The organism is Cellulosimicrobium funkei (genome assembly GCF_001019615.1).
Classification (GTDB): Bacteria; Actinomycetota; Actinomycetes; order Actinomycetales; family Cellulomonadaceae; genus Cellulosimicrobium; species Cellulosimicrobium cellulans_E.
In genome coordinates, this window is the sequence record NZ_JNBQ01000002.1 from 71094 (window position 1) to 92216 (window position 21123).

Genomic DNA, 21123 nt, shown 5'->3' on the forward strand with positions numbered 1-21123 from the left:
ACAGAACGAACGCCCCGGCGCGCATGCACCGGGGCGAGCGCTCGTCGGAGGCTACGAGCGCCGGCGCAGGATCGCCGCCGTGACGAGCGCGACGCCGGCCACCACGGCACCCAGCAGCAGCTTGACGTTGCGCGACCGGTCGGGGTCCTCCTCCGGCAACCCGCCACCGGTGAGGAACGCACCCGTGTCCGAGGCCGCCTGCTTCGCCTGCTGGGCCGCCGCCTTCGCCTGGACACGCGGGTCCAGGCGGGTCGTGAGCTCGTCGATCGTCCCGGCGAGCTCGGCGCGCGTGCGCGCGATCTCGTCCTCGAGCTGGGACTGGGACAGCGGGGGCGCCGAGGCCCCGTCGGTTCCGCTCACGGGCGCAGTCCTTCCTTGATGGTGGCCACGTCTTCCTTGATGCTGTCGACCGCTCCGGTCGGGGTCGGCGGGACGCCGCGCTGGAGCTGCTTGACGCCGACGAACGCGAGCGTACCGGCGACGAGCACGAGCACCAGGCCGACGATCAGTGCGGCGAGCCACAGCGGCATGGCGGTCGCGAGACCCTCCATCGCCGAGTGGAGGAGGAAGCCGAGGCCGTAGAGGACGAGCACCCCGCCCACGACGAGCAGGCCGATGCCGATGCCGGCGTGCTTGGCCTTCGTGGTGAGCTCGGCCTTCGCGAGCGCGATCTCGGAGCGGACGAGGCGCGTCGCCTGCTCGGACAAGCGCTCCACGAGCTGCCCGACCGTCGGCCTCTGCTCCTCGGGCGGGATGCGCCCGTCGATCCAGTCGCTCATCTCTCCGCCTTTCCGCAGGTGACCCCACCACTCAACCGGCACCCGGGGCGGCGCGCAACTTTCCGCGGGCCGGTCCGGGCGCGGAGGGGGAGCCGTGCGACGTCGTCGCGGGGATGCAGAAGACCCCCGCCCGGATCCCGGGCGGGGGTCTCTTCGGTGGCTCCGACCGGCGTCGATCCGGTGACCTTTCGATTTTCAGTCGAACGCTCTACCAACTGAGCTACAGAGCCATGGGGGAAGAGCCCGGCCGGCCGATGCCGACCGGGCTCTTCGCCTCACGCGACCCTGACGGGACTTGAACCCGCGACCTCCGCCGTGACAGGGCGGCGCGCTAACCAACTGCGCTACAGGGCCTTGCTGTTCTTCGCGAGACACACCTTAACACCAGAGGACCCGGTGGTTTTCACCAGTGAACCTGGTGGTGTGGTGGCCCGCTTTCGAACCGAGAGGATCGTACCGTACCCATGAGCCGATCCGTAAATCCGCTGGTGGCCGCCGGTCCCGGCGCGATCTCGCGTACCCCCAACGGGATTCGAACCCGTGCTACCGCCGTGAAAGGGCGGGGTCCTAGGCCGCTAGACGATGGGGGCTCAGGAACGTGCGCCAGTGTACAGCGGCGGGGCCGTGGCTTCCCGGTCGGCGTCGCGGCCGGGGCGGCGCTGCACCCGCTGCCGGGACGGTGCCGCTGCCGGTGCCGTGGACAGGGGAGGATGGTCGCGTGGTGGAGATGACGCGGGCCGAGTTCGAGGACGCCGTGCGGGACGGGCTCGACCTCGTCCCCGAGGACCTCGCGGCACAGATGGACAACGTCGTGGTGCTCGTCGAGGACGACGCGCCCGCCGACGACCCCGACCTCCTGGGGCTCTACGAGGGCGTTCCCCTCACCGAGCGGGACCACATGTGGGCGGCGGGCGCCCTGCCCGACCGCATTACGATCTTCCGCAACCCGACGCTCGCGATCTGCGACACGCGCGAGGACGTGGTCGAGGAGGTGGCGGTGACGGTCGTCCACGAGATCGCGCACCACTTCGGCATCGACGACGACCGGTTGCACGAGCTCGGCTGGGACTGAGCCCGGGCGGCGCGCGGGTGCCGCTCGATACGATCGGGTGGTGACGACGAGCGCCGCGAGCGACCCCCGGCACGACGGCGCGCACGACCACGAGGCCGTCGCGCGCCTGCTCCACGCGCTCGCCGACCCGAGCCGGCTCGCGATCGTGCACCTGCTCACCGGCGCCGAGCGGCGCGTCGTCGACCTCACGCGCGAGCTCGGGCTCGCGCAGTCGACGGTCTCCGCGCACCTGACGACCCTGCGCGAGGTGGGCGTGGTCGCCGTCCGGCGCGAGGGGCGCTCGTCGTGGTACCGGCTCGTGCGTCCGGAGGTGGCGCACCTGCTCGCCGACGCGGAGCACGTCGCGCTCGCTCCCTGACCTCGCGCGGTGACGCGCCCCACGGTGCAGCCGGTCTGGCATTCATCGTCAATCACCGATATCATCGCCATTGAACGATGAATGGAGGGGTCATGGGAGCCGGGCACGACCACGGCGCGGGGGGTGCGGCGCCCGACCACCGCGCGCGGCTCGCGGTCGCCTTCGGGATCACTGCGACGATCCTCGTCGCGCAGGCCGTCGGAGCGGTCCTCACGGGGAGCCTCGCGCTCCTCACGGACACGGCGCACATGCTCACCGACGCGACGGGGCTGGCCGTGGCGCTCGTCGCCGCGTCGCTCGCGCTCCGGCCGGCGACCAAGCGGCGGACCTGGGGCTTTCGCCGCGTCGAGGTGCTCGCGGCCCTCGCGCAGGCCGCGCTCCTCCTCGCGGTCGGCGCGTACGCCGTCGTCGAGGGTGTCCGGCGGCTGTTCTCGCCGCCGGACGTGCCCTCGTCGGAGCTCCTCGTCTTCGGGATCGTCGGCCTCGTCGGCAACGTCGTCGCGATCGCCGTCCTCGCGTCCGGACGTCGGGCGAACCTCAACCTGCGCGCGGCGTTCCTGGAGGTCGTCAACGACGCCCTGGGGTCGGTCGGGGTGATCGTGGCCGCCGTCGTCATCACGACGACCGGGTACCAGCAGGCGGACGCGATCGCCGGCCTGTTCATCGCGCTCCTCATCGTCCCCCGCGCCTTCCGCCTCCTGCGCGAGGCGACGGCCGTGCTCATGGAGTTCACGCCGGAAGGGCTGGACCTCGACGACGTCCGGGCGCACATCCTCTCGCTCGACCACGTCGAGGATGTGCACGACCTCCACGCGTCCACCGTCGCGACGGGACTGCCGACCATCTCGGCGCACGTGGTCGTCGACGACGCGTGCTTCCGGGACGGGCACGCGCTCGAGATCACCGAGCGGGTCCGCGCGTGCGTCGCGCACCACTTCCCGGTCTCGGTCGAGCACTCGACGTTCCAGCTCGAGACGGCCGCCCTGCGCGACCGCGAGGCGCACGGCCACGCCTGAGGGCGTGGCGCGACGTGCCGAGCCCGGCGACGACCCCGGGCTCGCCGCCCGAGCCCGGCGACGCCCCCGGGTTCGACGCCCCGGGGGTGGTGCGCGGCCCCACTAGGGTGGGTCTCATGACGATCCTCGTGACCGGCGGAGCCGGGTACATCGGCGCGCACGTGGTGCGCCTTCTCCAGGAGCGCGGCGAGAAGGTGGTCGTGGTCGACGACCTCAGCACCGGTCGCGCGGAGCGTGTCGGCGGCGCGACGCTCGTCGAGGTCGACGTCGCGGCGCCCGAGGCCGTGGACGTGCTGACGCGCGCGCTCGCCGAGCACGACGTGCGCGCGGTCATCCACTTCGCGGCGCGCAAGCAGGTGGGGGAGTCGGTCGAGAAGCCGGCCTGGTACTACCAGCAGAACGTCGGCGGCTTCACGAACCTCGTCACCGCGATGCAGGCGGCCGGCGTGGACCGGCTCGTCTTCTCGTCGTCCGCGGCGACGTACGGCATGCCGTCGGTCTCCCTCGTCGAGGAGAAGCTGCACGCCGAGCCGATCAACCCCTACGGCGAGACCAAGCTCGTCGGCGAGTGGCTCGGTCGCGCGGCCGGTCGCGCGTGGGGCCTGCGGTTCGTCGCGCTGCGCTACTTCAACGTGGCCGGCGCCGGCTGGCCGGAGCTCGGCGACCCCGCCGTGCTCAACCTCGTCCCCATGGTGCTCGACCGTCTGGAGCGCGGCGAGCAGCCCAAGATCTTCGGCGACGACTACCCGACGCCGGACGGCACGTGCATCCGCGACTACATCCACGTCCTCGACCTCGCGCACGCGCACCTCGCGGCGCTCGGGTACCTCGACGTCGACGAGCGCCCGTTCGACGTGTTCAACGTCGGGACCGGTCAGGGGTCGTCGGTGCGTGAGGTGATCGACGAGATCGGGCGCGTCAGCGGGCTCGACGTCACGCCGGAGGTCCTCCCGCGCCGTGCGGGCGACCCGCCGCAGCTCGTCGGTGACCCGCGCCGGATCAACGAGCTCTTCGGCTGGACGGCGACCAAGGGGCTGCCCGAGATCATCTCCTCGGCCTGGGACGCCTGGCAGGCCGGCCCCCGCCGCATCGAGGTCGGCGCGTCCGGAGGTGCCGAGGGCGCTGCCGAGGTGTGAACGACGGCGTCTCGTGCGATCCTTTATTCCTCAGCATGCTGAGGAATGACCGGGGAGGTGCCCCGGCGACGGACGACGGGACCAGCACGTGGGCGACGAGAACGACCCGGCACGGCTGTACGACCTGACCGCAGCGCGCACGAGCCGGGTCGTGCTCGCGTCCTACTCGACCTCGTTCGGGCTCGGCGCACGCCTGCTCGACGCGCCGACGCGCGACGGGATCGACGCCGTCTACGGCCTCGTCCGCATCGCCGACGAGGTCGTCGACACGCGGCGCGGGGACGGCGCCGCCGACCTCCTCGACGAGCTCGAGACCGAGACGGCGAGGGCGCTCGAGCGCGGGTGGTCGACGAACCTCGTCGTGCACTCGTTCGCGCTCGCAGCGCGCCGCTGCGGCTTCGGCCGCGCCGAGGTCGATCCCTTCTTCGCGTCGATGCGGACCGACCTCACCGTGCGCGTGCACGACCGCGAGAGCTACGAGCGGTACGTCTACGGCTCGGCGGAGGTCGTCGGCCTCATGTGCCTCGCGGTCTTCCTCAACGCGCGGCGTCGCCCGGGCGAGCCGCTCCGGGTGCCCGACCCCGTGCTCGTGCGGGGCGCGCGAGCGCTCGGCGCGGCGTTCCAGAAGATCAACTTCCTGCGCGACCTGCGCACGGACCACGACGAGCTCGGGCGGGCGTACCTGCCCGGCGTCGTCCCCGGCCGCCTGCGGCGGCGCGACGTCGAGGCTTTCTGCCGCGAGGTCGAGGAGGACCTCGCCGCGGCGCGCGCCGCGCTCCCCGGGTTGCCGGTGCGGCCGCGGATCGCCGTCGCGGCGACGGTCGCCGTCTACGAGCGGCTGCTCGCCCGCCTCGCGGCGACGCCTCCGGAGGACATCCTGCGGGCGCGCGTGCGTGTCCCGGACACCGTGAAGGTCGCGCTCGCGGCCCGCGCCGCCGGCGGTCAGCTCCTCGGCCAGGTGGCGTCCGGTCGGTCCCCGCGCCCGCGGAAGGTGCTCGCGTGAGGGCACCGCGCGTCGTCGTCGTCGGGGGTGGGATCTCGGGGCTCGCGACCGCGGCGCTGCTCGCGCGCGGGGGCGCGCGCGTCACGCTGCTGGAGCGCCACGAGGCCCTGGGGGGCCGGGCCGGCACCCTCGAGCTCGACGGGTTCCGCTTCGACACCGGCCCCTCCTGGTACTTCATGCCGGAGGTGTTCGAGCACTTCTTCGCACTGCTCGGCACGCGCGTCGAGGACCACCTCGACCTCGTCCGGCTCGACCCGGCCTACCGCGTCTTCTTCGAGCCGGACGGTACCGACGCCGCGTCCACGTTCGAGCTCTCGGCGAGCCCGGGCGTGAACCGGTCCCGGTTCGACGCGGTCGAGCCCGGCGCCGGCGGACGTCTCGCGGCCTACGCCGCGGAGGCGAGCGAGGCGTACGGGCTCGCTCTCGACCACTTCTTGTACACCACGTTCGAGCGTCCGGACCGGGCGCTCTCGCCCGCGGTGCTGCGGCGGCTGCCGCGCCTCGCCGCGCTGCTGCGCGAGTCGCTCGCCGACCGCGCGGCGCGCGCCGTCGAGGACCCGCGACTGCGCCAGCTCCTGGGATACCACGCCGTCTTCCTCGGCTCGTCGCCGTACCGCGCGCCCGCGCTCTACTCCCTCATGAGCCACCTCGACCTCGTCGACGGCGTCCAGTATCCCCGCGGCGGGATGTACACGCTGATCGAGGCCGTCGCGCGGCTCGCGCAGGACGAGGGTGCGGAGCTGCGCACCGGGGCCGACGTCGCGGGCATCGAGGTCGCCGGAGGAGCCGGGCGGCGCGGGCGCGTCACGGGCGTCCGCCTCGCCTCGGGCGAGCTCGTGGAGGCGGACGTCGTCGTGTCGGCCGCCGACCGGCACCACACCGAGACCGCGCTCCTCGAGCAGCGCTGGGCCGACCTGCCCGCCGCGGCGTGGGAGGACAAGGGGCCGGGCATCTCCGCCCTGCTCGTGCTCGCCGGGGTCCGGGGCGAGCTGCCCGAGCTCGCGCACCACTCGCTCTTCTTCACGCGCGACTGGCCCGCGAACTTCGACGCCGTGCTCGGCACCGACCGCCGCAGCGACCCGCGCGGGCTGCGCGTCCCCGACCCGGCCTCGCTCTACGTGTCGCGCACGTCCGCGACCGACGGGCCGTCGTCGGGCGCCCCCGCGGCCCCGCCCGGCCACGAGAACCTCTTCCTCCTCGTCCCGTTCCCCGCCGACCCGAGCCTCGGCGCCGACGCCCCGTCGCAGCGCACGCTCGACGCGCTCGCGGACCGCTACCTCGCGCAGGTCGGGCGCTGGGCCGGGATCGAGGACCTCCCGGGCCGGGTCGTCACGCGGCGCGTGCTCGGGCCCGCCCACTTCTCGACCGAGCTCTCCTCGTGGCGCGGGGGCGCGCTCGGCATGGAGCACACGCTGCGGCAGTCCGCGCTGTGGCGGCCGGGCAACGTCTCCCGCCGTGTCGACGGGCTGTACCACGCGGGAGGTGGCACGATCCCGGGCGTGGGACTGCCGATGTGCCTCATCAGCGCCGAGCTCGTCGCGAAGCGGCTGCTCGGCGAGACGTCGTCGCGCCCGTTGCCCGTGCCGCTGCGCTCCGGGTTCCTGGCGGCGAGCCGGAGGCCGGAGCGTCTGCGACCCGTGGGGGGTCAGCCGGTCGAGGTCCGCCGGTGACGGGTCTGGTCTACCTCGGGGCACTCGCGGTCTCGCTCGGGGGCCTCGCGGTGCTCGACCGGCGCTTCCGCCTCGCGTTCTGGGCGGACTGGCGCCGCGCCGCGCTCACCGTGGGGCTGGGCGTCGTCGGGTTCCTCCTCTGGGACGTCGCGGGCCTCGTGCTCGGCATCTTCGCGCGGGGCGAGAGCCCCTGGATGACCGGGCTCCTGCTCGCGCCCGACCTTCCCGTGGAGGAGGCGGTCTTCCTGACGCTCCTGTGCTACAACGCGCTGCTCGTCTGGCGAGGTGCCGAGCGCGTGCTCGCCGCCCGCCGTACCCGGGCGGAGGGCGACGCATGACGAACATCGTGCTCAACGTGATCGTCCTGGTGGTGCTCGTCGTGGTGTCGTGGCGCGTGCTGCGGCGCCTGCGACCCGGCCCGCTCGTGTGGACCGCCGTCGTGATGTGCGTGCTCACGCTCGTCTTCGACACGCTCATGATCGCCGCCGACCTCTATGTCTACGACCCGGACAAGATCCTCGGCGTGTACCTCTGGGGCGCCCCGCTCGAGGACTTCGCTTACGCGCTCGCCGCGGCGCTCGGCATGCCGGTGCTCTGGACGGCGCTCGGGGCGCGCGGTCGCGACCGCGCCGCCGACGACCGTGCCGTTCCCGGCCAGGCCTCCGGCGGCCGCGCGGACGAGGGTGCCCGGTGAAGGACGTGCTGGCCGCGTCGCGGCCCTTCTCGTGGATCAACACCGCCTACCCGTTCGCCGCGGGCTACCTCGTCGCGACCGGTGGCCGGGTCGACCTCGCGCTCGTCGTCGGGACGCTCTACTTCCTCGTGCCGTACAACCTGCTCATGTACGGCGTGAACGACGTCTTCGACTACGCCAGCGACCTGCGCAACCCGCGCAAGGGCGGGATCGAGGGGGCGCTCGCCGACCCGGCGACCGCGCGCGCGACCCACCGGCGCATCCTGCGCGCGTGCGTGGCGACGAACGTGCCGTTCCTGGTCGCCCTGCTTCTGCTGGGCGACCCGCTCGCCGCCGTCGTCCTCGCGCTCGTCGTGTTCGGCGTCGTCGCGTACTCCGCCCCGGGACTGCGGTTCAAGGAGCGCCCGTTCCTCGACTCGTTCACGTCCGCGATGCACTTCGCCGGGCCGCTGCTCTACGCGCTCGTCCTCGTGGACGCGGACCTGTCGGCGCGGTCGGTGTGGCCCGTGCTCGTGGGGTTCGTCCTGTGGGGGATGGCGTCGCACGCGTTCGGTGCGGTGCAGGACGTGCGCGCGGACCGCGAGGGCGGCATCGCGTCCGTCGCGACGGCGGTCGGCGCCCACGCGACCGTGCTCGGCGCAGCCGGGGCGTACGTCGCGGCCGCGGCAGTCCTCGCCGTCCTGCCGTGGCCCGGTGTCCTCGCCGCCCTGCTGCCGCTCCCGTACGCCGCCAACGTGCTGCGGTTCCGCGACGTGCGCGACGACGACTGCGAGCGCGCGAACGCCGGGTGGCGCACGTTCCTGTGGCTCAACCTCGTCACGGGCTTCCTCGTGACGATGCTGCTCATCGTGACCGCGCTCGCCTGACCGCCGGGCTTGACCGCGGGGTGCGGCGCAGGGTGCGTCGCGGGGGGACGACGACGGCCCCGGTCCGCGAGGTCGTCGTGGTGCCGGGGCCGTGGTCGGGGGAGCGGGGGCCTCAGGAGAGGTCGCCGTACTCCCAGTGCCAGGGCTCGTTCTTCGAGCCGCCGGCGCGGGCCCACTCGGGGTTGTCCCAGCCGTAGGCCGGCGCGTTGGCGCGCATCCACTCGTACTGCGCGGTGCCGTAGCCCTGGATGCCGCCGCCCAGGTCGAGCGCGAGCGCCCAGCCGTGGTTCGACATGCCGGGGGGCGCGGCGAAGTAGCCGCGCGACGCCTTGACGGCGACCTGCGAGGCGTAGGAGCGGTAGGAGTCCGTCACGGAGAGGTTCACGCCGAACGCCTCGCGGTACTTCTCGTTGAGCGCCTCGATCTGGTGCGCCGCGTCGCAGCGGAGCTGCTCGCCCGGTGCGAACGACAGCTCGCACAGGGCGCTCGCGGGGATCTGCCCGTTGCCGTAGCCCGCCGTGGAGGTCGCCCACTTGTCGAGCTGTGCGGCGATCTCCGCGGCCGACGGCGGTCCGGGCACGACCTCGACGGTCACGCCCGACCCGGCCGCGTCGAGCAGCGTCGACAGCTCGGTGGTCAGGGAGGCGATCTCCTCGGAGGTCGGCACGCCGGTGGGGGACGCGTCGCCGGCCGGCGTGGTCGCGGCGTCGTCGGTGGAGCCGGTCTCGAGGTCGGGCGACGCGGTGGCCGTGTCGGCGGCCGCGGCGTCCTCCTCGGGAGACTCGGTCGCGGTCTCGGCGGACGCGGAGGCGTCAGGAGCGGCGTCGTCGGGGCCAGCAGCGCTCTCGGCCGACAAGGACGTCGCCGGCTCGTCGGACGCGGTGAGGTCGGGCAGCGCCGCGTCGAGCGCGGGCGCCGCGGCGGCAAGCTCTCCGAGCGGGGTGCGCGCCGAGGTGCGGCTCGCGCGGTCGCTGCCGCGCTCGTCGAGCGCGGGCACGCTCTCGGCGAGGACGTCCACCGCGGAGGGGGCGTCGTCCGCCTCGGCCTCTTGCTCGTCGGGCGTGGCGCTCGACGGGGCGTCGGGGTCCGCGGGCTGCGTCCCGACCGAGACGGCCGGGAGGCCGGAGAGGCTGGGCGTCCGGTCGGCGGAGGACACCTCGGTGACGGCCTCGCTGAGGCGCGTGCGGGCGTCCTCGATCTGGGCGACCTGCTCGGGGGTGAGCCCCGCGGCGCCCTCCCCGGTGAGGAACTGCGCGCGCTGGAGCGCGTCGCCCGCAGCCTCGACCGTCTCCGGGTCTGCGGCGACGGTACCGATCGTGGCGGACGCGGGCGTGGCGCTCGCGGCGGTCTCGCCGGAGGCCGGGGTCGCGTCCGCCGTGGTGCCGGTCCCGGCGGCCGACGGCGCGGTGCCGCTCCCGAAGGCCGCCGCGGCGGTGCTCGCCGTGAGCGCGACGGCGGCCACCGCGGCGCCGGCACCGAGCGTGCGGCGGCGGGGCGCGACGCGGGCAGCGCCGTGCGTGCCGCGGCGCGCGGCGGAGGCGAGGGCGGCGGTGAGCGAGGCCCGGCTCGCGGTGTGGCGGCCCATCTAGCGCGCCTCGCCGCGGGCGGCGGCTCGCGCGCCGGTCGTGCTGGTCGTGGTGCGGGCGGTCGTGCGGTGCTGTGCAGTGGTCAAGCGAACGATCCGATCATCGGGCCGTGGTCGCGGGCGGTCGAGCACGGAAGCGCTCCCATCCCTGGTGCACCTGCGCAGGACGGAGCGCTGGGTGACCACGACGGCGTGCGGTCGGGGCGGGACGCACGCGCGCCCTCTCACCACGACGCCGGCAGGCCTGGTCGCAAGGTGGACCCAGGAGGCCTGTCGGCTGTTCCATCTTCAACTAGACACGTGTCCAGCGGGGTGCCGTGACGGGGGGAAGCCTCGGGAATGACGTGCCGACCGTGTGGTCAGGATGTGAAGAGGGTACGTGTCACGCGTCCTGCGTCCCGGGTGACCGCCGAGCCGACGAGGGTGCCGAGGGCGATCCCGAAGACGGCGACGACCGCGTTCGCGATCTCCTGGGCGGCTTCCGGGCCGCCGTTCACCAGGTCGGAGAGGCCCAGCAGGCTGAGCGCCCCGGGCACGAGGAGCCAGAACGCCGGGAGGGTCGTGACGGCGGCGGGAGGTCCGTGCGGCGTCCGCTCCACGAGCGCGGCGAGCGGCGCGATGACGAGGGCGCCCACGAACCCCGCGAGCGGCGCCGCGGCGAGCGCCCCGACGAGCTGGGCCGCGTACGCGCCGAGCAGGACGAGCAGCACCCAGGGGAGCGAGCCGCGCGGCGACGACGCGAAGTACATCTGCCCGAGCCCGACCGCGAGGATCCCCACCCACGGCGCCCACCAGCCGAGCTGGTCCGCGGCGGGGGCGGCGACGAGCGGGCCTGCCACCGCGGCTCCCGCGACGACACCGAACACGAGCAGCAGGAGCTGCGCGACCCCGTAGACGAGCCGGCTCGCGCCGGCGACGATCTGGTTGCTCGTCAGCTCGATCGCGGCGACCGTGAGCACCGAGCCCGGCAGGAACGACACGAGCGGCGGCACGAGCACGCTGAGCGGGTCGTCGCCGAGCCAGGGGTGGACGACGTCGATCGCCAGGAGGGTGACGACGAACGCCGCGACGACGGGCAGGGCGGTGGCGAGCGTCGGCCACCGGGTCCCGAGCCAGCGCAGGGCGCCCACGAGGATCCCGAGCACGAGGTAGACCGGCAGGAGCCGGGCGGTCGGGTTGAGCACGAGGCCGAACCCCACCGTGAGCAGCCCGTGGCCCACGACCGTGAGCACCGCGCCGAACCGCGGCGGCCGCTCGACGATCGCGCGCAGCTCGGCGCGCGCGTCGGCGAGCGGGACGTCGGTCGTGCGCAGGCGGCGCACGAGGGTCGTGAGCGCCCCGATCTGGTCGAGGTTGAGGCCGCTCGCGGCGGCGGCGGCGAAGTCGGCGACCGTGCCGCCCGCCGTGCTGACCCGGACGAAGACGCCCGTCGGGAGGACGAGCGTGCCCACGGTCGACGCGCCCGAGCGCCGGGCGACGGCCTCCAGGTCGTCCTCGACGTCGGTCACGGAGCGCCCGGAGTCGAGCAGCGCGGTCCCGAGCTCGCGCAGGAGGGGGACGAGGTCGGGCGACACCTCGGGCGGCTCCGGGTCGACGACGGGAGGCGGCTCGTCGCCCAGCGCGCGCAGCACGCGTCGCACGACGGACGGGGCGCGGCGCACGTCGTCGAGCCAGCTCGCGTGCCGCCGCCGGGTCAGGGCGTGCCCTCCGCGCTCGCCGCGACGAGCGCGAGCACGGCGCGCGCGTAGGCGTCGGAGGCGTCCGCCGCGGCGAAGGTCCCGACGTCGTCGAGCACCTCGGTGCCGACGACGTACCCGCCCGTCGTCCGCTCGAGCCGCCGGAACGTGCCGCCGAGCAGCTCCCGGAGCTGGCCCTCGAGCGGGTGCCACAGGGCGTCCTCGAGGGCGACCGAGTCGAGCGCCCACTCGGTCGTCCCGTTGAACCCGAGCACGACGCCCGTGTCGAACTCGTGGGGCTCGATCGTCATGTCGCTCACGGTGAAGACGTCGCCGTCACGGCCCGTGGCCAGGAGGCGGAAGCGGTCGCCCGACGCGGGGGACCACCGCACGCCCGCGTCGCGCAGGGCGAGCGCGAGGTCCCACGAGATCATGCCTGCCACGGTAGGCCCGGGCCGCCCGGCGCGCGCGTCGGCCCGCGTCCCGACCCGCGGGACGATCCGTCCCGCGCCCGCGCGCGTTCACGACCCGGAAACACCCGCCACGTTCACTCGTCCCATGACCCACGACGTCCCCGGGGACGCGCGGCGCACCGGCGGAGACCCCGCCCCCGCCCTGCCCCCGAACCTGCTGTCCCCTCCCGGCCCCCACCCGCCCGTCACCGGCACCGGGCCCGTGACCGTCGCGATCGAGCGGCGGGTCCTGCCCGAGAACGTCCCCGCGGTGACGCGCTGGGTGCAGAACGGCGTGAACCTCGCGAACCGCTACCCCGGGTTCCTCGGCTCCGGCTGGGTGCGCGCGTCCGCCGGGTCGCACGACTGGCACATGCTGTACCGCTTCGCCGACGCCGCCACGCTCGACGCGTGGGAGACGTCGCCGGACCGGGTGCGCTGGCTCGCGCAGGGGCGGGACCTCGTCGAGGAGACGCGGGTCGAGCGCCGCACGGGCATCGAGGGCTGGTTCGACGCCCCGACGTCGACCGCGCCACCGGCGAGCGCGACGGTCGCGGCGCCGCCGCGCTGGAAGCAGTCGGTGAGCATCTGGCTCGGGTTCTTCCCGGTGAACCTCGCGTTCACGCTCCTCGTCGGGAGTCTGGTCCCGGCGTGGGACGCCGTGCCGGTCGTCCCGCGCGTGCTCGCCACCACGCTCGTCCTCACGCCCGTCATGACGTACCTGGTCCTGCCGCGGGTCACGCGGCTGCTCGCCCCGTGGCTCGCCCGCCCGCCGCGGTCCGGGGCGCGTCGCTCCCGTCCCGCGGCCCGGAGGTGACGACCCGGCGCCCTGCCTAGCCTGGAGGGATGGACACCGAGATCGAGAACACGACCGACGTCCTCGTCACCCTCGGTGCGGTCGCCGCGGGCATCCTGCTGGCGTTCGTCCTGGGGACGGTGATCTCCGCGGTGGTCCGCCGGGCGGGCCGGCGCAGCGAGCTCGCCCGCGACCTCTCGCGGCGGCTGCGCCGACCGGACCGGGCGGTGCTCACCGTCGTCGCGGTGTGGATCGCGGTCCGCCTGACCACGGACGCGTCCACGCCGTGGCGTCCCGCGGTCGAGCACCTCCTGCTCATCGCGCTCATCGTCGTCGGCGCGTGGTGGGTGGGCGCGATCGCGTTCGTGCTCGAGGACTCCGCGCTCCAGCGCTACCGCATGGACACCGCGGACAACCGGCACGCGCGCCGCGTCCGCACCCAGATCACGGTGCTCCGCCGGCTCACCGTGGCGGTGATCGTCGTGTGCGCGGTCGCGGGCATCCTGCTCACGTTCCCGGCGGCCCGCGCGGCCGGCGCGAGCCTGCTGGCGTCCGCGGGGCTCATCTCCATCGTCGCGGGCCTCGCGGCCCAGACGTCGCTCGCGAACGTGTTCGCGGGCATGCAGATCGCATTCACGGACGCGATCCGCGTCGACGACGTCGTGGTGCTCGAGGGTGAGTGGGGCCGGATCGAGGAGATCACCATGACGTACGTCGTGGTGCACCTCTGGGACGACCGCCGCCTCATCATGCCGTCGACGTACTTCACGACGACGCCGTTCCAGAACTGGACCCGGCGCGCCGCCGACCTGCTGGGGACCGTCGAGCTCGACCTCGACTTCGAGGTGCCGGTGGGCCCCATGCGGGCCGAGCTGCGGCGCCTCCTCGCGCTCACCGACCTGTGGGACGAGCGCGTGGGCATCCTCCAGGTGACCGACGCCGTCGGGGGCCTCGTGCGGGTGCGCGCGCTCGTGAGCGCGCACGACGCGCCCACCTTGTTCGACCTGCGGTGCTTCGTGCGCGAGGGGCTGGTCGACTGGCTGCAGCGCGCGGCGCCGCAGGGCCTGCCCCGCACGCGCCTCGAGCGGGCGGTCGACGCCCTGGAGGTCGGCGGGCCCGACGAGCGGGAGGGGTCGGGTGCTCTCGGGCCGGACGGCGCGGAGGCGCCCGGCGGTCTCGACCACGACGCCGCGGAGGACGGCGCGCCCGTCGCCCCCGCGCGACCGCCCCGGCTCCCTGCCGAGCGCGGGTCGCGCCGCGCCGACGCGCCCGTCGTCCTCGGGACGATCCGACGCGCGGGCCGGGGCGCGGGCGCCGCGCCGAGCGAGGACCCGACGCGGCTCGTGGGCGTCGTCCCGGGACCGGACGGCGGCCTGGGTCGTCCCGACGGCGCTGGAGACGCGAGCTCCGCCGAGGCCGAGGTGCCGGGCGGCACCCGGCCGCTGCCCGCCGTCGGGCACGACGCGTACGACGACGCCACGCCCGAGGCCGCCGAGTCCGCCTTCTTCAGCGGCACGCCCGAGGGCGAGGAGCGCTCGCGGGCGTTCGCCGGGCCCGGCCAGGACGTCATCGACGAGCGCGAGCGCACGGCCGAGCACGGCGTCGTGCCCGACGACGAGCCCGGGAGGTCGGGCGCGGACGACGAGCGGCAGGCCGACGTCCACGGGGACGGCGATCACGGCGACGGCCGACCACGCGGCTGACGGTCGGGGGCGCCGTGCCCCGCCGCGGACCGGGTGCTCGGGCGCGGGGAGTCGCCGTCAGTCGAGCCCGGGGACCTCGACCGTCGCGTCGGCGTAGGGCGCGACGAGGAGCGTCGCGGTGGCCCAGCCGCGCGTGAGGAGCCCGGTGTCCGAGTCGGGCTCGGAGTGACGCTCCGTGCCGGAGTACTGGAGCACGAGGTGCCGGTCGCCGTCCTCGTGGATGTTCGCCTGCACGAGCCCGAACGTGGCGAGGGGCGCCTGCCGCAGCCCCCGCAGCCGGTCGGGCGGGACGTCGGGAACGTTGACGTTGAGCGTGCGCCGTTCGAGCGGGACGTCGCGGGAGCCGTCCCCGTCCATCCAGGCGAGCACGTGGTCGGTGACCAGGCGCGCGGTGTCCCAGTGCTGCGGCTCCGCGGCGTCCACGGAGACGGCGAGCGATCGGATCCCGTGCGTCATCGCCGACAGCGCCGCGCCGACCGTCCCCGAGTGCAGGATCGCGTTGCCGGTGTTGGCGCCCTTGTTCGCCCCCGAGAGCACGAGGTCCGGACGCGGGCCGAACCCGCCGTAGGCGGCGACGAAGGCGATGAGCGCGGGCGCTGCGCGCACCGCGTACGACGTCACGCCGTCGGGCAGGCCGGGCGCGGGTCTCGACTCCACCGCGAGCCGGCCGTCGCGCTCGGCGCCGAGCAGGGACGCGCTGGCGCCGGACGACTCGCGGGCGGGCGCGGCGACGACGACCTCGTAGCCGGCGTCGAGCGCGGCTCCGGCGAGGACCGCCAGTCCGGGGGAGTCGATCCCGTCGTCGTTGGTCACGAGGGCGCGCACGGTGGTTCTCCTCTGTCGTCGGGGATGCGGTCGGTGCTGGGTCAGGCGGGGGCCTCGCGCACCGTGATCCGGCGCGCGAGGCGTTCGATCTGGTCGCGGCGTCCGGTCCCGAGACCGCGCCGCGTGACGTTGAGCGCTCCCGCCGCGGCGCCGAGGCGCACCGCGCCGGGCAGGTCGAGGCCGCGACCGAGCCCGACGGCGATGCCCGCCGTCATGGAGTCGCCCGCGCCCCGGTGGTCGACGGTCGTGATGCGCGGCGTGCGCACGGTGTACGTGTGCTCGCGCGTCACGAGCAGGGAGGGGTCGTGCGCGCGCGAGACGACGACCGCACGCGGCCCGGCGTCGACCATCGCGCGCGCGGCGGCGAGCAGCGCCGCCTCGGTGTCGTCGTCGGCGAACCCTCCCTCGACCATCTCCTCGTGGCTGATCTTGAGCACCGCGCCGGGCGCGTCCGCGACGGCGCGCGCCTGGTCACCGGAGAGGTCGGCGACGACCTGCCGCTCGGACGCGTGCAGGTCGCGCGCGAGGCGCCCGAAGAACGAGGCCGGGACCCCGATCGCGGTCTCCGACCCGGTGAGGATGGTCACCGCGGCGTCGAGCCCGGACACGAGGACGGTGCCGTACAGGTCGTCGACCTCGTGGCGGTTGAGCGGGAACGGGTCCATGGTCACGACCTCCTCCCGGTGCCCGCTCCGCCGGTCGTGGACGTACGCGCCGTTCCCGCCGGTCGTCGTCGCGCGCAGGTCGAGGTTCTCGGCGCGCGCGAGGTGCGCGGCGACCGTCCCCGTCTCGCCGCCGAACGGGCCGCACACGACGACCTGCGCGCCGAGCGAGTACGCCATGCGCGCGAGCCACAGGCCCTGGCCGCCGGGGTGGACGTGCACCTCGGGCGACGTCTCGTACGGCCCGGCGGGCTCGATCTCCACCGTGAGCAGGGGTGTCAGGGCGAGGACGCACACGCTGGGGACGCGGGCGGGTGCGGGGTCGGGCGGGCCGGGAGGGGTGGGGAGCGGACCAGGCGTGGGCGTCGGGGTGGCGCTCATCCGTCCACGCTAGGGCGACCGCGCGCGCTCCACCCGTCGAACCGCGCGTCGAGCCAGCCGACGAGCCGGTCGGGGCGGTCGGTCATGATGGCGTCGACGCCCTGGGTGAGGAGGTCGCCCCACTCGTCGCTCGTGTTCGCGGTCCAGACGTGCACGCGCAGCCCCGCGCCGCGGAGCGTCTCGACGAGGCCGGGCTCGTGCGCGAGGAGCGCGACCTCCGGGTTGCAGGCCACGACCCCCAGGTCCGCGCACACCTCGACGAGCTCGGCGAGGCTGTCCGGGTGGAGCGCAAGCAGCAGCGCGCGGTCGAGGTGGCCGGCCGCGTCGCGCAGCGCCGCGACCGTGGGCGGCCAGAACGACTGCACGACCACCCGGTCCGCGATCCCCGCGTCGTCGACCTGCTGCGTCACGAGCACGACGTCCTCGACCGGCCACACGCCCTTGAGCTCGACGAACAGCCCGATGCCCGGGTGCGCGACGGCGAACCGCGTGACCTCCGCGAACGTCGGGACGCGCTGGCCCGCGAACGCGCGCGAGAACGACGACCCGGCGTCGAGCTCCCGGACCTGGGACAGCGTGAGCCCGTCCACGCGGCCGGTCCCGTCTGTCGTCTCGTCGACCACGTCGTCGTGCAGGACGACCACCTGGCGGTCCGCCGTGAGGTGCACGTCGAGCTCGATCGCGTCGGCACCTGCGCGCCACGCGGCCTCGAACGCCGCCAGCGTGTTCTGCGGCGCCACGGACGAGTTGCCGCGGTGCCCGACGACGAGCGGGCGGCCACCGCGGTCGGCGGCGGGCCGGAGCAGGGGAGACGGGTGCGTCGTGCGCTGGTCCGGGGAGCGACCCGGAGAGGTGGGCGGCATGGGGCCAGTCTCGCGCGCGACCCGCGCGGTCGTCCTGCCGGGCCCGCCGCCGGGCGGACCGTTCCGCGAACGTTCACCCGGCGTGCGACCGTCAGCGGCGGCGGCCCGTGAGCGCGAGGAGGTGCGTGAGGTCGTCGGCGCCGTCGTCGACGTCGAGCGGTCCGCGGAACAGCGGGCCTGGTTCGAGGAACGTCGAGCGGGACTCGGCGTAGTGCAGCGCCCACGCGACCAGTGCGGGTTCTCCCGTCTCGTCCGCCCCGACGGCGCGGGCGAGGTCCCACGCGTGCACCACGAGGTCGAACGTCATCTGGGCGCAGTACTCCGCGCCCGACTCGTCGCCGTAGGACAGGTGCACGCGGCGGTCCAGGGCGTCGGGTGCGAGGAACGCCTCGCGGGCCTGGACGGACGCGTCGACCCACCGGTCCACCGGGTCGTCGCCGAGCACGTCGCCCTCGAAGACGGCGCCGACGTCCTCGATCCAGCGCCCGGTGAGCAGCTCGGGCGCCCAGAGCTGCTCGGCCGTGAGGTGGTTGACGAGGTCGCGCACGGTCCAGTCGGCGTCCGGGGTGGGCAGCGACCACTGGTCGTCGCGCAGCGGGCGGACGAGCGCGTCGAACGCGCCGATCGCGTCGCCGTGGGCGGCGAGGACGTCCATGCGCACCTCCCGGGGCTTGAGCCTCCACCGTGGCACGCCGGACCGCGCGCCGCAGGTCGAGCGCGGGCAGGCGGAGCGGTCCCCTCGGCACCCCGGTCGAGCAGCGCGGCCCGCGGCCCCCGGGGACGGTGGGGGCCGCGGGCCGCCGTCTCACACCGACACGACGATCTTCACGTGGTCGTCCTTGTGGTCGATGAGCTCTCGGTACCCCTTCTCCACGACGTCCTCGACGGCGATGCGGCTCGTGACGAACGGGGCGAGGTCGACCTTGCCCTCCTGGACGAGCCGGATGACTGCCGGGTGGTCGTCCGCGTACCCGATGGCGCCCTTGATGGTGAGCTCGCGCAGCAGCACCGTCATGACGTCGAGGGTCGGAGGCGCGGAGAACAGCGCGACGATCTGGAGCGTCCCGCCCGCCTTGAGCGCGTGCGTCAGGGTGTCGAGCACCGGCTGGGCGCCGGAGCACTCGATCGCCACGTCCGCGCCCCGGCCGTCGGTGAGCTCGAGGACGCGCGCGGCGACGTCGACCTCGCGCGGGTCGAGCACGTCGTCGGCCACCCCGGTCTCGAGGGCCTTGGCCTTGCGCGCCCCGCTCACCTCCGTGACGATCGCGCGCGCCCCGATCGCGTGCAGCACGGCGCACGTGAGCAGGCCGATCGGCCCCGCGCCGCCGACGAGCACGGTGTCGCCCGCCTTGGCACCGGACAGCCGGACCCCGTGGTACGCGACCGCGAGCGGCTCGATGAGCGCCGCCTGGTCCAGCGGGACGTCGCCGACGGGGTGCACCCACCGCCGCTCGACGACGATGTGCTCGGACAGCCCGCCGCCCCGACCGGAGATGCCGATGAACCCCATCTTCACGCACGCGTTGTAGAGGCCGTCGCGGCACGGCGGGCACTCGCCGCACACCATGAACGGCTCGACGACGACCGCGTCCCCGACCGCGAGCCCCTCGACGCCCTCGCCGAGCTCCTCGACGACCCCGGAGAACTCGTGGCCGAAGACGACGGGCAGCGTCTCGCCCGACAGCGGGTGCGGCTGCGTCTCGGACGGCGCCGGCGGGAACGGGCCCTCGAGGTAGAGGTGGAGGTCCGAGCCGCAGATGCCCGTCCACGCGGGCCGGATCTTCACGGTCCCCGGCCGGGTCTCGGGCTCCGGGACGTCCTCGATCCGGAGGTCTTCCTTGCCGTGGTACCGCGCCGCCTTTATCGTCCTCACCTCGTCCGTCGGGCCGCGCGCACCGCTCGGTGCGCGGCGGGCGGTCCCCGGACCGGTACTCGGTGAGACCTCGGCGGGCCGTGGCGACCGACCGCACCTCCACGGTAGGTCGGGGTTCGACCGTCACGCCGCGCCGAAGGTCCTCACCGGCGGGGCCGGTCGTCGTCGGTGCTCGCCCGGGAGGCGTGGAGCGTTGTGCCGGAGCGAGGTGCCGGAGCGCGCCGGAACGAGGTGTCGCGACGAGACGCCGGTGCGCGGTGCGGGGGGAGCCGACCCGATACTGGAGCGCGTGACGAGTACCCGCACCCGCCGACCTGTCCCCGAGCCCGCCGGGGGGCGCGCGTGATCGACCGGTGGACATGGCCGGCGTACGTCGGCGTGATCGGCGGTGCGCTGCTCTTCGCGGCGTTCCTCGTGCCCGCGCTCGCGTGGCAGTCGCGCCGGTACGGCGGGCTGAGCGGCCGACGCCTGATCGGTGCCGCGGCCGTCGCCATCTACGGGGTGGCCCTCGTCGCGTACACGCTCCTGCCGCTCCCGAGCGGGGACCTCGCCGAGTGGTGCGCCCAGTACGGCGTCGCCGGCGCCGAGCTCGTGCCGTTCCACTCGCTCGCCGACATCCGTCGCGACACCGCGGGCCTCGGCCCCGGCGCTACCCTGCGCAGCGCGGCCGTGCTCCAGGTCGTGTTCAACGTCGTGCTGTTCGTCCCGTGGGGACTCCTCGTGCGGCGCTACCTCGGGCGCGGCGTCGTCGTCGCGACGCTCTCCGGGCTGGCTGCGTCGGTGCTCATCGAGACGACGCAGTACACCGGCATCTTCGGGCTCATCCCGTGCTCGTACCGGGTGGCCGACGTGGACGACGTGCTGACCAACACGCTCGGAGCGTTCCTCGGGGCGCTCGCGGCCCCGCTCCTGCTGCGGTGGATGCCGCGCGCGGCGGAGCTCGAGGCGCGCCGCGAGGAGGCGCGGGCGGTGACCGTCTGGCGCCGCTGGCTGGGGATGCTGCTCGACGCGCTGCTCGTCACCGCGCTGGGCGTCGTGCTCCAGGTGGCCTACCGCACGGTGCTCTTCGCGCTCGGGCAGCCCCTCCCCGACGGGTCGGACCGGCCGCAGTGGCTGCTCGGCACGCTGGTCCCGTTCGTGCTCGTGTTCGTGGTGCCGACGTTCCTCGGCAGCGGCGCGTCGTGGGGGCAGCGGACCGTGTGGCTCGCGCCGCGCTGGGGAGGCCGTCCCGGCACGACGGCGCAGCGCGTGGCCCGCGCGGCGGCCGGGGGCGCGCTGTGGGGAGCGCTGGGCCTGCTCTCCGACCTGCCGACGGACGTCCCGACGGCGCTCGCGGTCGCGGGCGACGTGGCCGCGCCGGTCGCGTGGCTGTTCGCCGTGGTCTCGGTCGTCGCGGTCCCGTTCACGCGCGGACGGCGTGGGCTCTCCGGGGTGGTGTCCGGTGCGGAGGTCGTCGACGCGCGGGGGACGGCGCTCAGTCCTGCGTGAGGAGCCCGACGGTCAGGGCGATCGCGCCCCAGATCACGAGGCCCCCGCCGACGGCGATGGCCATCCCGTTCGCCCCGGTGGACCCGGCTCGGCGCACGCCGCGGGCGGCCGTCGCGGCGATCGCGAGGCCGGACACGACGAGCACAGCCCCTGCCACGATCCAGAACATCGCGGACACCGTCCCATACGTCCCCTGTGCTCCGCATCGTGGACGGTCGTCCAGGA

23 protein-coding genes and 3 tRNA genes are annotated in these 21123 nt (G+C 75.0%); 12 read left to right on the forward strand and 14 right to left on the reverse strand.

Annotation, left to right across the window (positions count from 1 at the left end; all coding sequences use genetic code 11):
* Positions 1–51: 51 nt before the first annotated feature.
* The 5 genes from FB00_RS02790 to FB00_RS02810 form a co-directional block, all read right to left on the reverse strand.
* A complete protein-coding gene (locus tag FB00_RS02790) occupies positions 52–360 on the reverse strand; it encodes a DUF3618 domain-containing protein (RefSeq protein ID WP_047231364.1) in 309 nt (102 codons plus the stop codon).
* Positions 357–779, reverse strand: a complete 423-nt coding sequence (locus FB00_RS02795; RefSeq protein WP_047231365.1) for a phage holin family protein — start codon at positions 777–779, stop codon at positions 357–359. Before FB00_RS02795 ends, FB00_RS02790 begins: the two co-directional genes overlap by 4 nt.
* 157 nt (positions 780–936) lie before the next feature.
* Positions 937–1009 (reverse strand) — tRNA-Phe (locus FB00_RS02800).
* A gap of 50 nt (positions 1010–1059) precedes the next feature.
* A tRNA-Asp gene (locus tag FB00_RS02805) sits at positions 1060–1133 on the reverse strand.
* A 163-nt stretch (positions 1134–1296) separates the two neighbouring features.
* A tRNA-Glu gene (locus tag FB00_RS02810) sits at positions 1297–1369 on the reverse strand.
* 137 nt (positions 1370–1506) lie between these two features.
* Between FB00_RS02810 and FB00_RS02815 the strand changes: the two genes are divergently transcribed.
* From FB00_RS02815 to FB00_RS02855, 9 genes are all read left to right on the forward strand, one after another.
* Positions 1507–1851 (forward strand): metallopeptidase family protein, encoded by a 345-nt coding sequence (locus FB00_RS02815; protein WP_172819993.1) that lies wholly within the window; start codon positions 1507–1509, stop codon positions 1849–1851.
* A 40-nt stretch (positions 1852–1891) separates the two neighbouring features.
* Positions 1892–2209 (forward strand): ArsR/SmtB family transcription factor, encoded by a 318-nt coding sequence (locus tag FB00_RS02820; RefSeq protein ID WP_064315011.1) that lies wholly within the window; start codon positions 1892–1894, stop codon positions 2207–2209.
* Between the two features lie 92 nt (positions 2210–2301).
* The gene (locus tag FB00_RS02825; RefSeq protein ID WP_047231367.1) at positions 2302–3225 is read left to right on the forward strand and encodes a cation diffusion facilitator family transporter; all 924 of its coding nucleotides are present in this window, start codon (positions 2302–2304) and stop codon (positions 3223–3225) included.
* A gap of 116 nt (positions 3226–3341) precedes the next feature.
* Complete coding sequence (gene galE / locus FB00_RS02830) at positions 3342–4361, forward strand: UDP-glucose 4-epimerase GalE (protein ID WP_047231368.1); 1020 nt, start codon at positions 3342–3344, stop codon at positions 4359–4361.
* An 88-nt stretch (positions 4362–4449) separates the two neighbouring features.
* Complete coding sequence (locus tag FB00_RS22590; RefSeq protein ID WP_047231369.1) at positions 4450–5364, forward strand: phytoene/squalene synthase family protein; 915 nt, start codon at positions 4450–4452, stop codon at positions 5362–5364.
* Positions 5361–7034 (forward strand): phytoene desaturase family protein, encoded by a 1674-nt coding sequence (gene crtI, locus FB00_RS22595; protein WP_047231370.1) that lies wholly within the window; start codon positions 5361–5363, stop codon positions 7032–7034. Before FB00_RS22590 ends, crtI begins: the two co-directional genes overlap by 4 nt.
* Positions 7031–7372, forward strand: a complete 342-nt coding sequence (locus FB00_RS02845; RefSeq protein WP_047231371.1) for a lycopene cyclase domain-containing protein — start codon at positions 7031–7033, stop codon at positions 7370–7372. Before crtI ends, FB00_RS02845 begins: the two co-directional genes overlap by 4 nt.
* Positions 7369–7728 carry a lycopene cyclase domain-containing protein gene (locus FB00_RS02850; protein WP_047231372.1) on the forward strand — a complete coding sequence of 120 codons (360 nt, stop codon included), beginning with the start codon at positions 7369–7371 and terminating at the stop codon, positions 7726–7728. Before FB00_RS02845 ends, FB00_RS02850 begins: the two co-directional genes overlap by 4 nt.
* Positions 7725–8594, forward strand: a complete 870-nt coding sequence (locus FB00_RS02855) for a prenyltransferase (RefSeq protein ID WP_047231373.1) — start codon at positions 7725–7727, stop codon at positions 8592–8594. The genes FB00_RS02850 and FB00_RS02855 overlap by 4 nt, the downstream gene beginning before the upstream one ends.
* 112 nt (positions 8595–8706) lie before the next feature.
* On the opposite strand, the gene FB00_RS20870 is transcribed toward FB00_RS02855, so the two are convergent.
* The 3 genes from FB00_RS20870 to FB00_RS02870 form a co-directional block, all read right to left on the reverse strand.
* Entirely contained in the window at positions 8707–10179 is a 1473-nt protein-coding gene (locus FB00_RS20870) for a M15 family metallopeptidase (RefSeq protein ID WP_052877393.1), read from the reverse strand.
* A 359-nt stretch (positions 10180–10538) separates the two neighbouring features.
* Complete coding sequence (locus FB00_RS02865) at positions 10539–11840, reverse strand: threonine/serine ThrE exporter family protein (protein ID WP_052877394.1); 1302 nt, start codon at positions 11838–11840, stop codon at positions 10539–10541.
* Positions 11841–11872: 32 nt separating this feature from the next.
* Positions 11873–12289, reverse strand: coding sequence for a hypothetical protein (locus FB00_RS02870; RefSeq protein ID WP_047231374.1), 417 nt, complete (start codon positions 12287–12289; stop codon positions 11873–11875).
* Positions 12290–12413: 124 nt separating this feature from the next.
* Between FB00_RS02870 and FB00_RS02875 the strand changes: the two genes are divergently transcribed.
* Together FB00_RS02875 and FB00_RS23065 are read left to right on the forward strand one after the other, a co-directional pair.
* Entirely contained in the window at positions 12414–13124 is a 711-nt protein-coding gene (locus tag FB00_RS02875) for an antibiotic biosynthesis monooxygenase (RefSeq protein ID WP_082140910.1), read from the forward strand.
* A 29-nt stretch (positions 13125–13153) separates the two neighbouring features.
* Positions 13154–14806, forward strand: coding sequence for a mechanosensitive ion channel domain-containing protein (locus FB00_RS23065; RefSeq protein WP_082140911.1), 1653 nt, complete (start codon positions 13154–13156; stop codon positions 14804–14806).
* Between the two features lie 57 nt (positions 14807–14863).
* On the opposite strand, the gene surE is transcribed toward FB00_RS23065, so the two are convergent.
* The 5 genes from surE to FB00_RS02905 all read right to left on the reverse strand — a co-directional run bounded on the left by surE (position 14864) and on the right by FB00_RS02905 (position 19401).
* Positions 14864–15631 (reverse strand): 5'/3'-nucleotidase SurE, encoded by a 768-nt coding sequence (gene surE / locus FB00_RS02885; RefSeq protein ID WP_047231375.1) that lies wholly within the window; start codon positions 15629–15631, stop codon positions 14864–14866.
* Between the two features lie 41 nt (positions 15632–15672).
* Positions 15673–16674, reverse strand: coding sequence for a 1-phosphofructokinase family hexose kinase (locus tag FB00_RS02890; RefSeq protein WP_082140912.1), 1002 nt, complete (start codon positions 16672–16674; stop codon positions 15673–15675).
* Positions 16671–17537 carry a glycerophosphodiester phosphodiesterase gene (locus FB00_RS02895; protein WP_082140913.1) on the reverse strand — a complete coding sequence of 289 codons (867 nt, stop codon included), beginning with the start codon at positions 17535–17537 and terminating at the stop codon, positions 16671–16673. The genes FB00_RS02890 and FB00_RS02895 overlap by 4 nt, the downstream gene beginning before the upstream one ends.
* A 91-nt stretch (positions 17538–17628) precedes the next feature.
* Entirely contained in the window at positions 17629–18192 is a 564-nt protein-coding gene (locus tag FB00_RS02900; protein WP_047231377.1) for a TIGR03086 family metal-binding protein, read from the reverse strand.
* 150 nt (positions 18193–18342) lie between these two features.
* Entirely contained in the window at positions 18343–19401 is a 1059-nt protein-coding gene (locus FB00_RS02905; RefSeq protein WP_047231592.1) for a 2,3-butanediol dehydrogenase, read from the reverse strand.
* Between the two features lie 351 nt (positions 19402–19752).
* Here FB00_RS02905 and FB00_RS02910 point away from each other — a divergent pair, with 351 nt between their 5' ends.
* Positions 19753–20898: a VanZ family protein gene (locus FB00_RS02910; protein WP_052877395.1), complete on the forward strand. Its 1146-nt coding sequence runs from the start codon at positions 19753–19755 to the stop codon at positions 20896–20898.
* Here the strand turns inward: FB00_RS02910 and FB00_RS02915 are convergent.
* Entirely contained in the window at positions 20885–21067 is a 183-nt protein-coding gene (locus FB00_RS02915) for a hypothetical protein (protein ID WP_144425422.1), read from the reverse strand. The two genes, FB00_RS02910 and FB00_RS02915, sit on opposite strands and share 14 nt — an antisense overlap.
* Positions 21068–21123 lie beyond the last annotated feature (56 nt).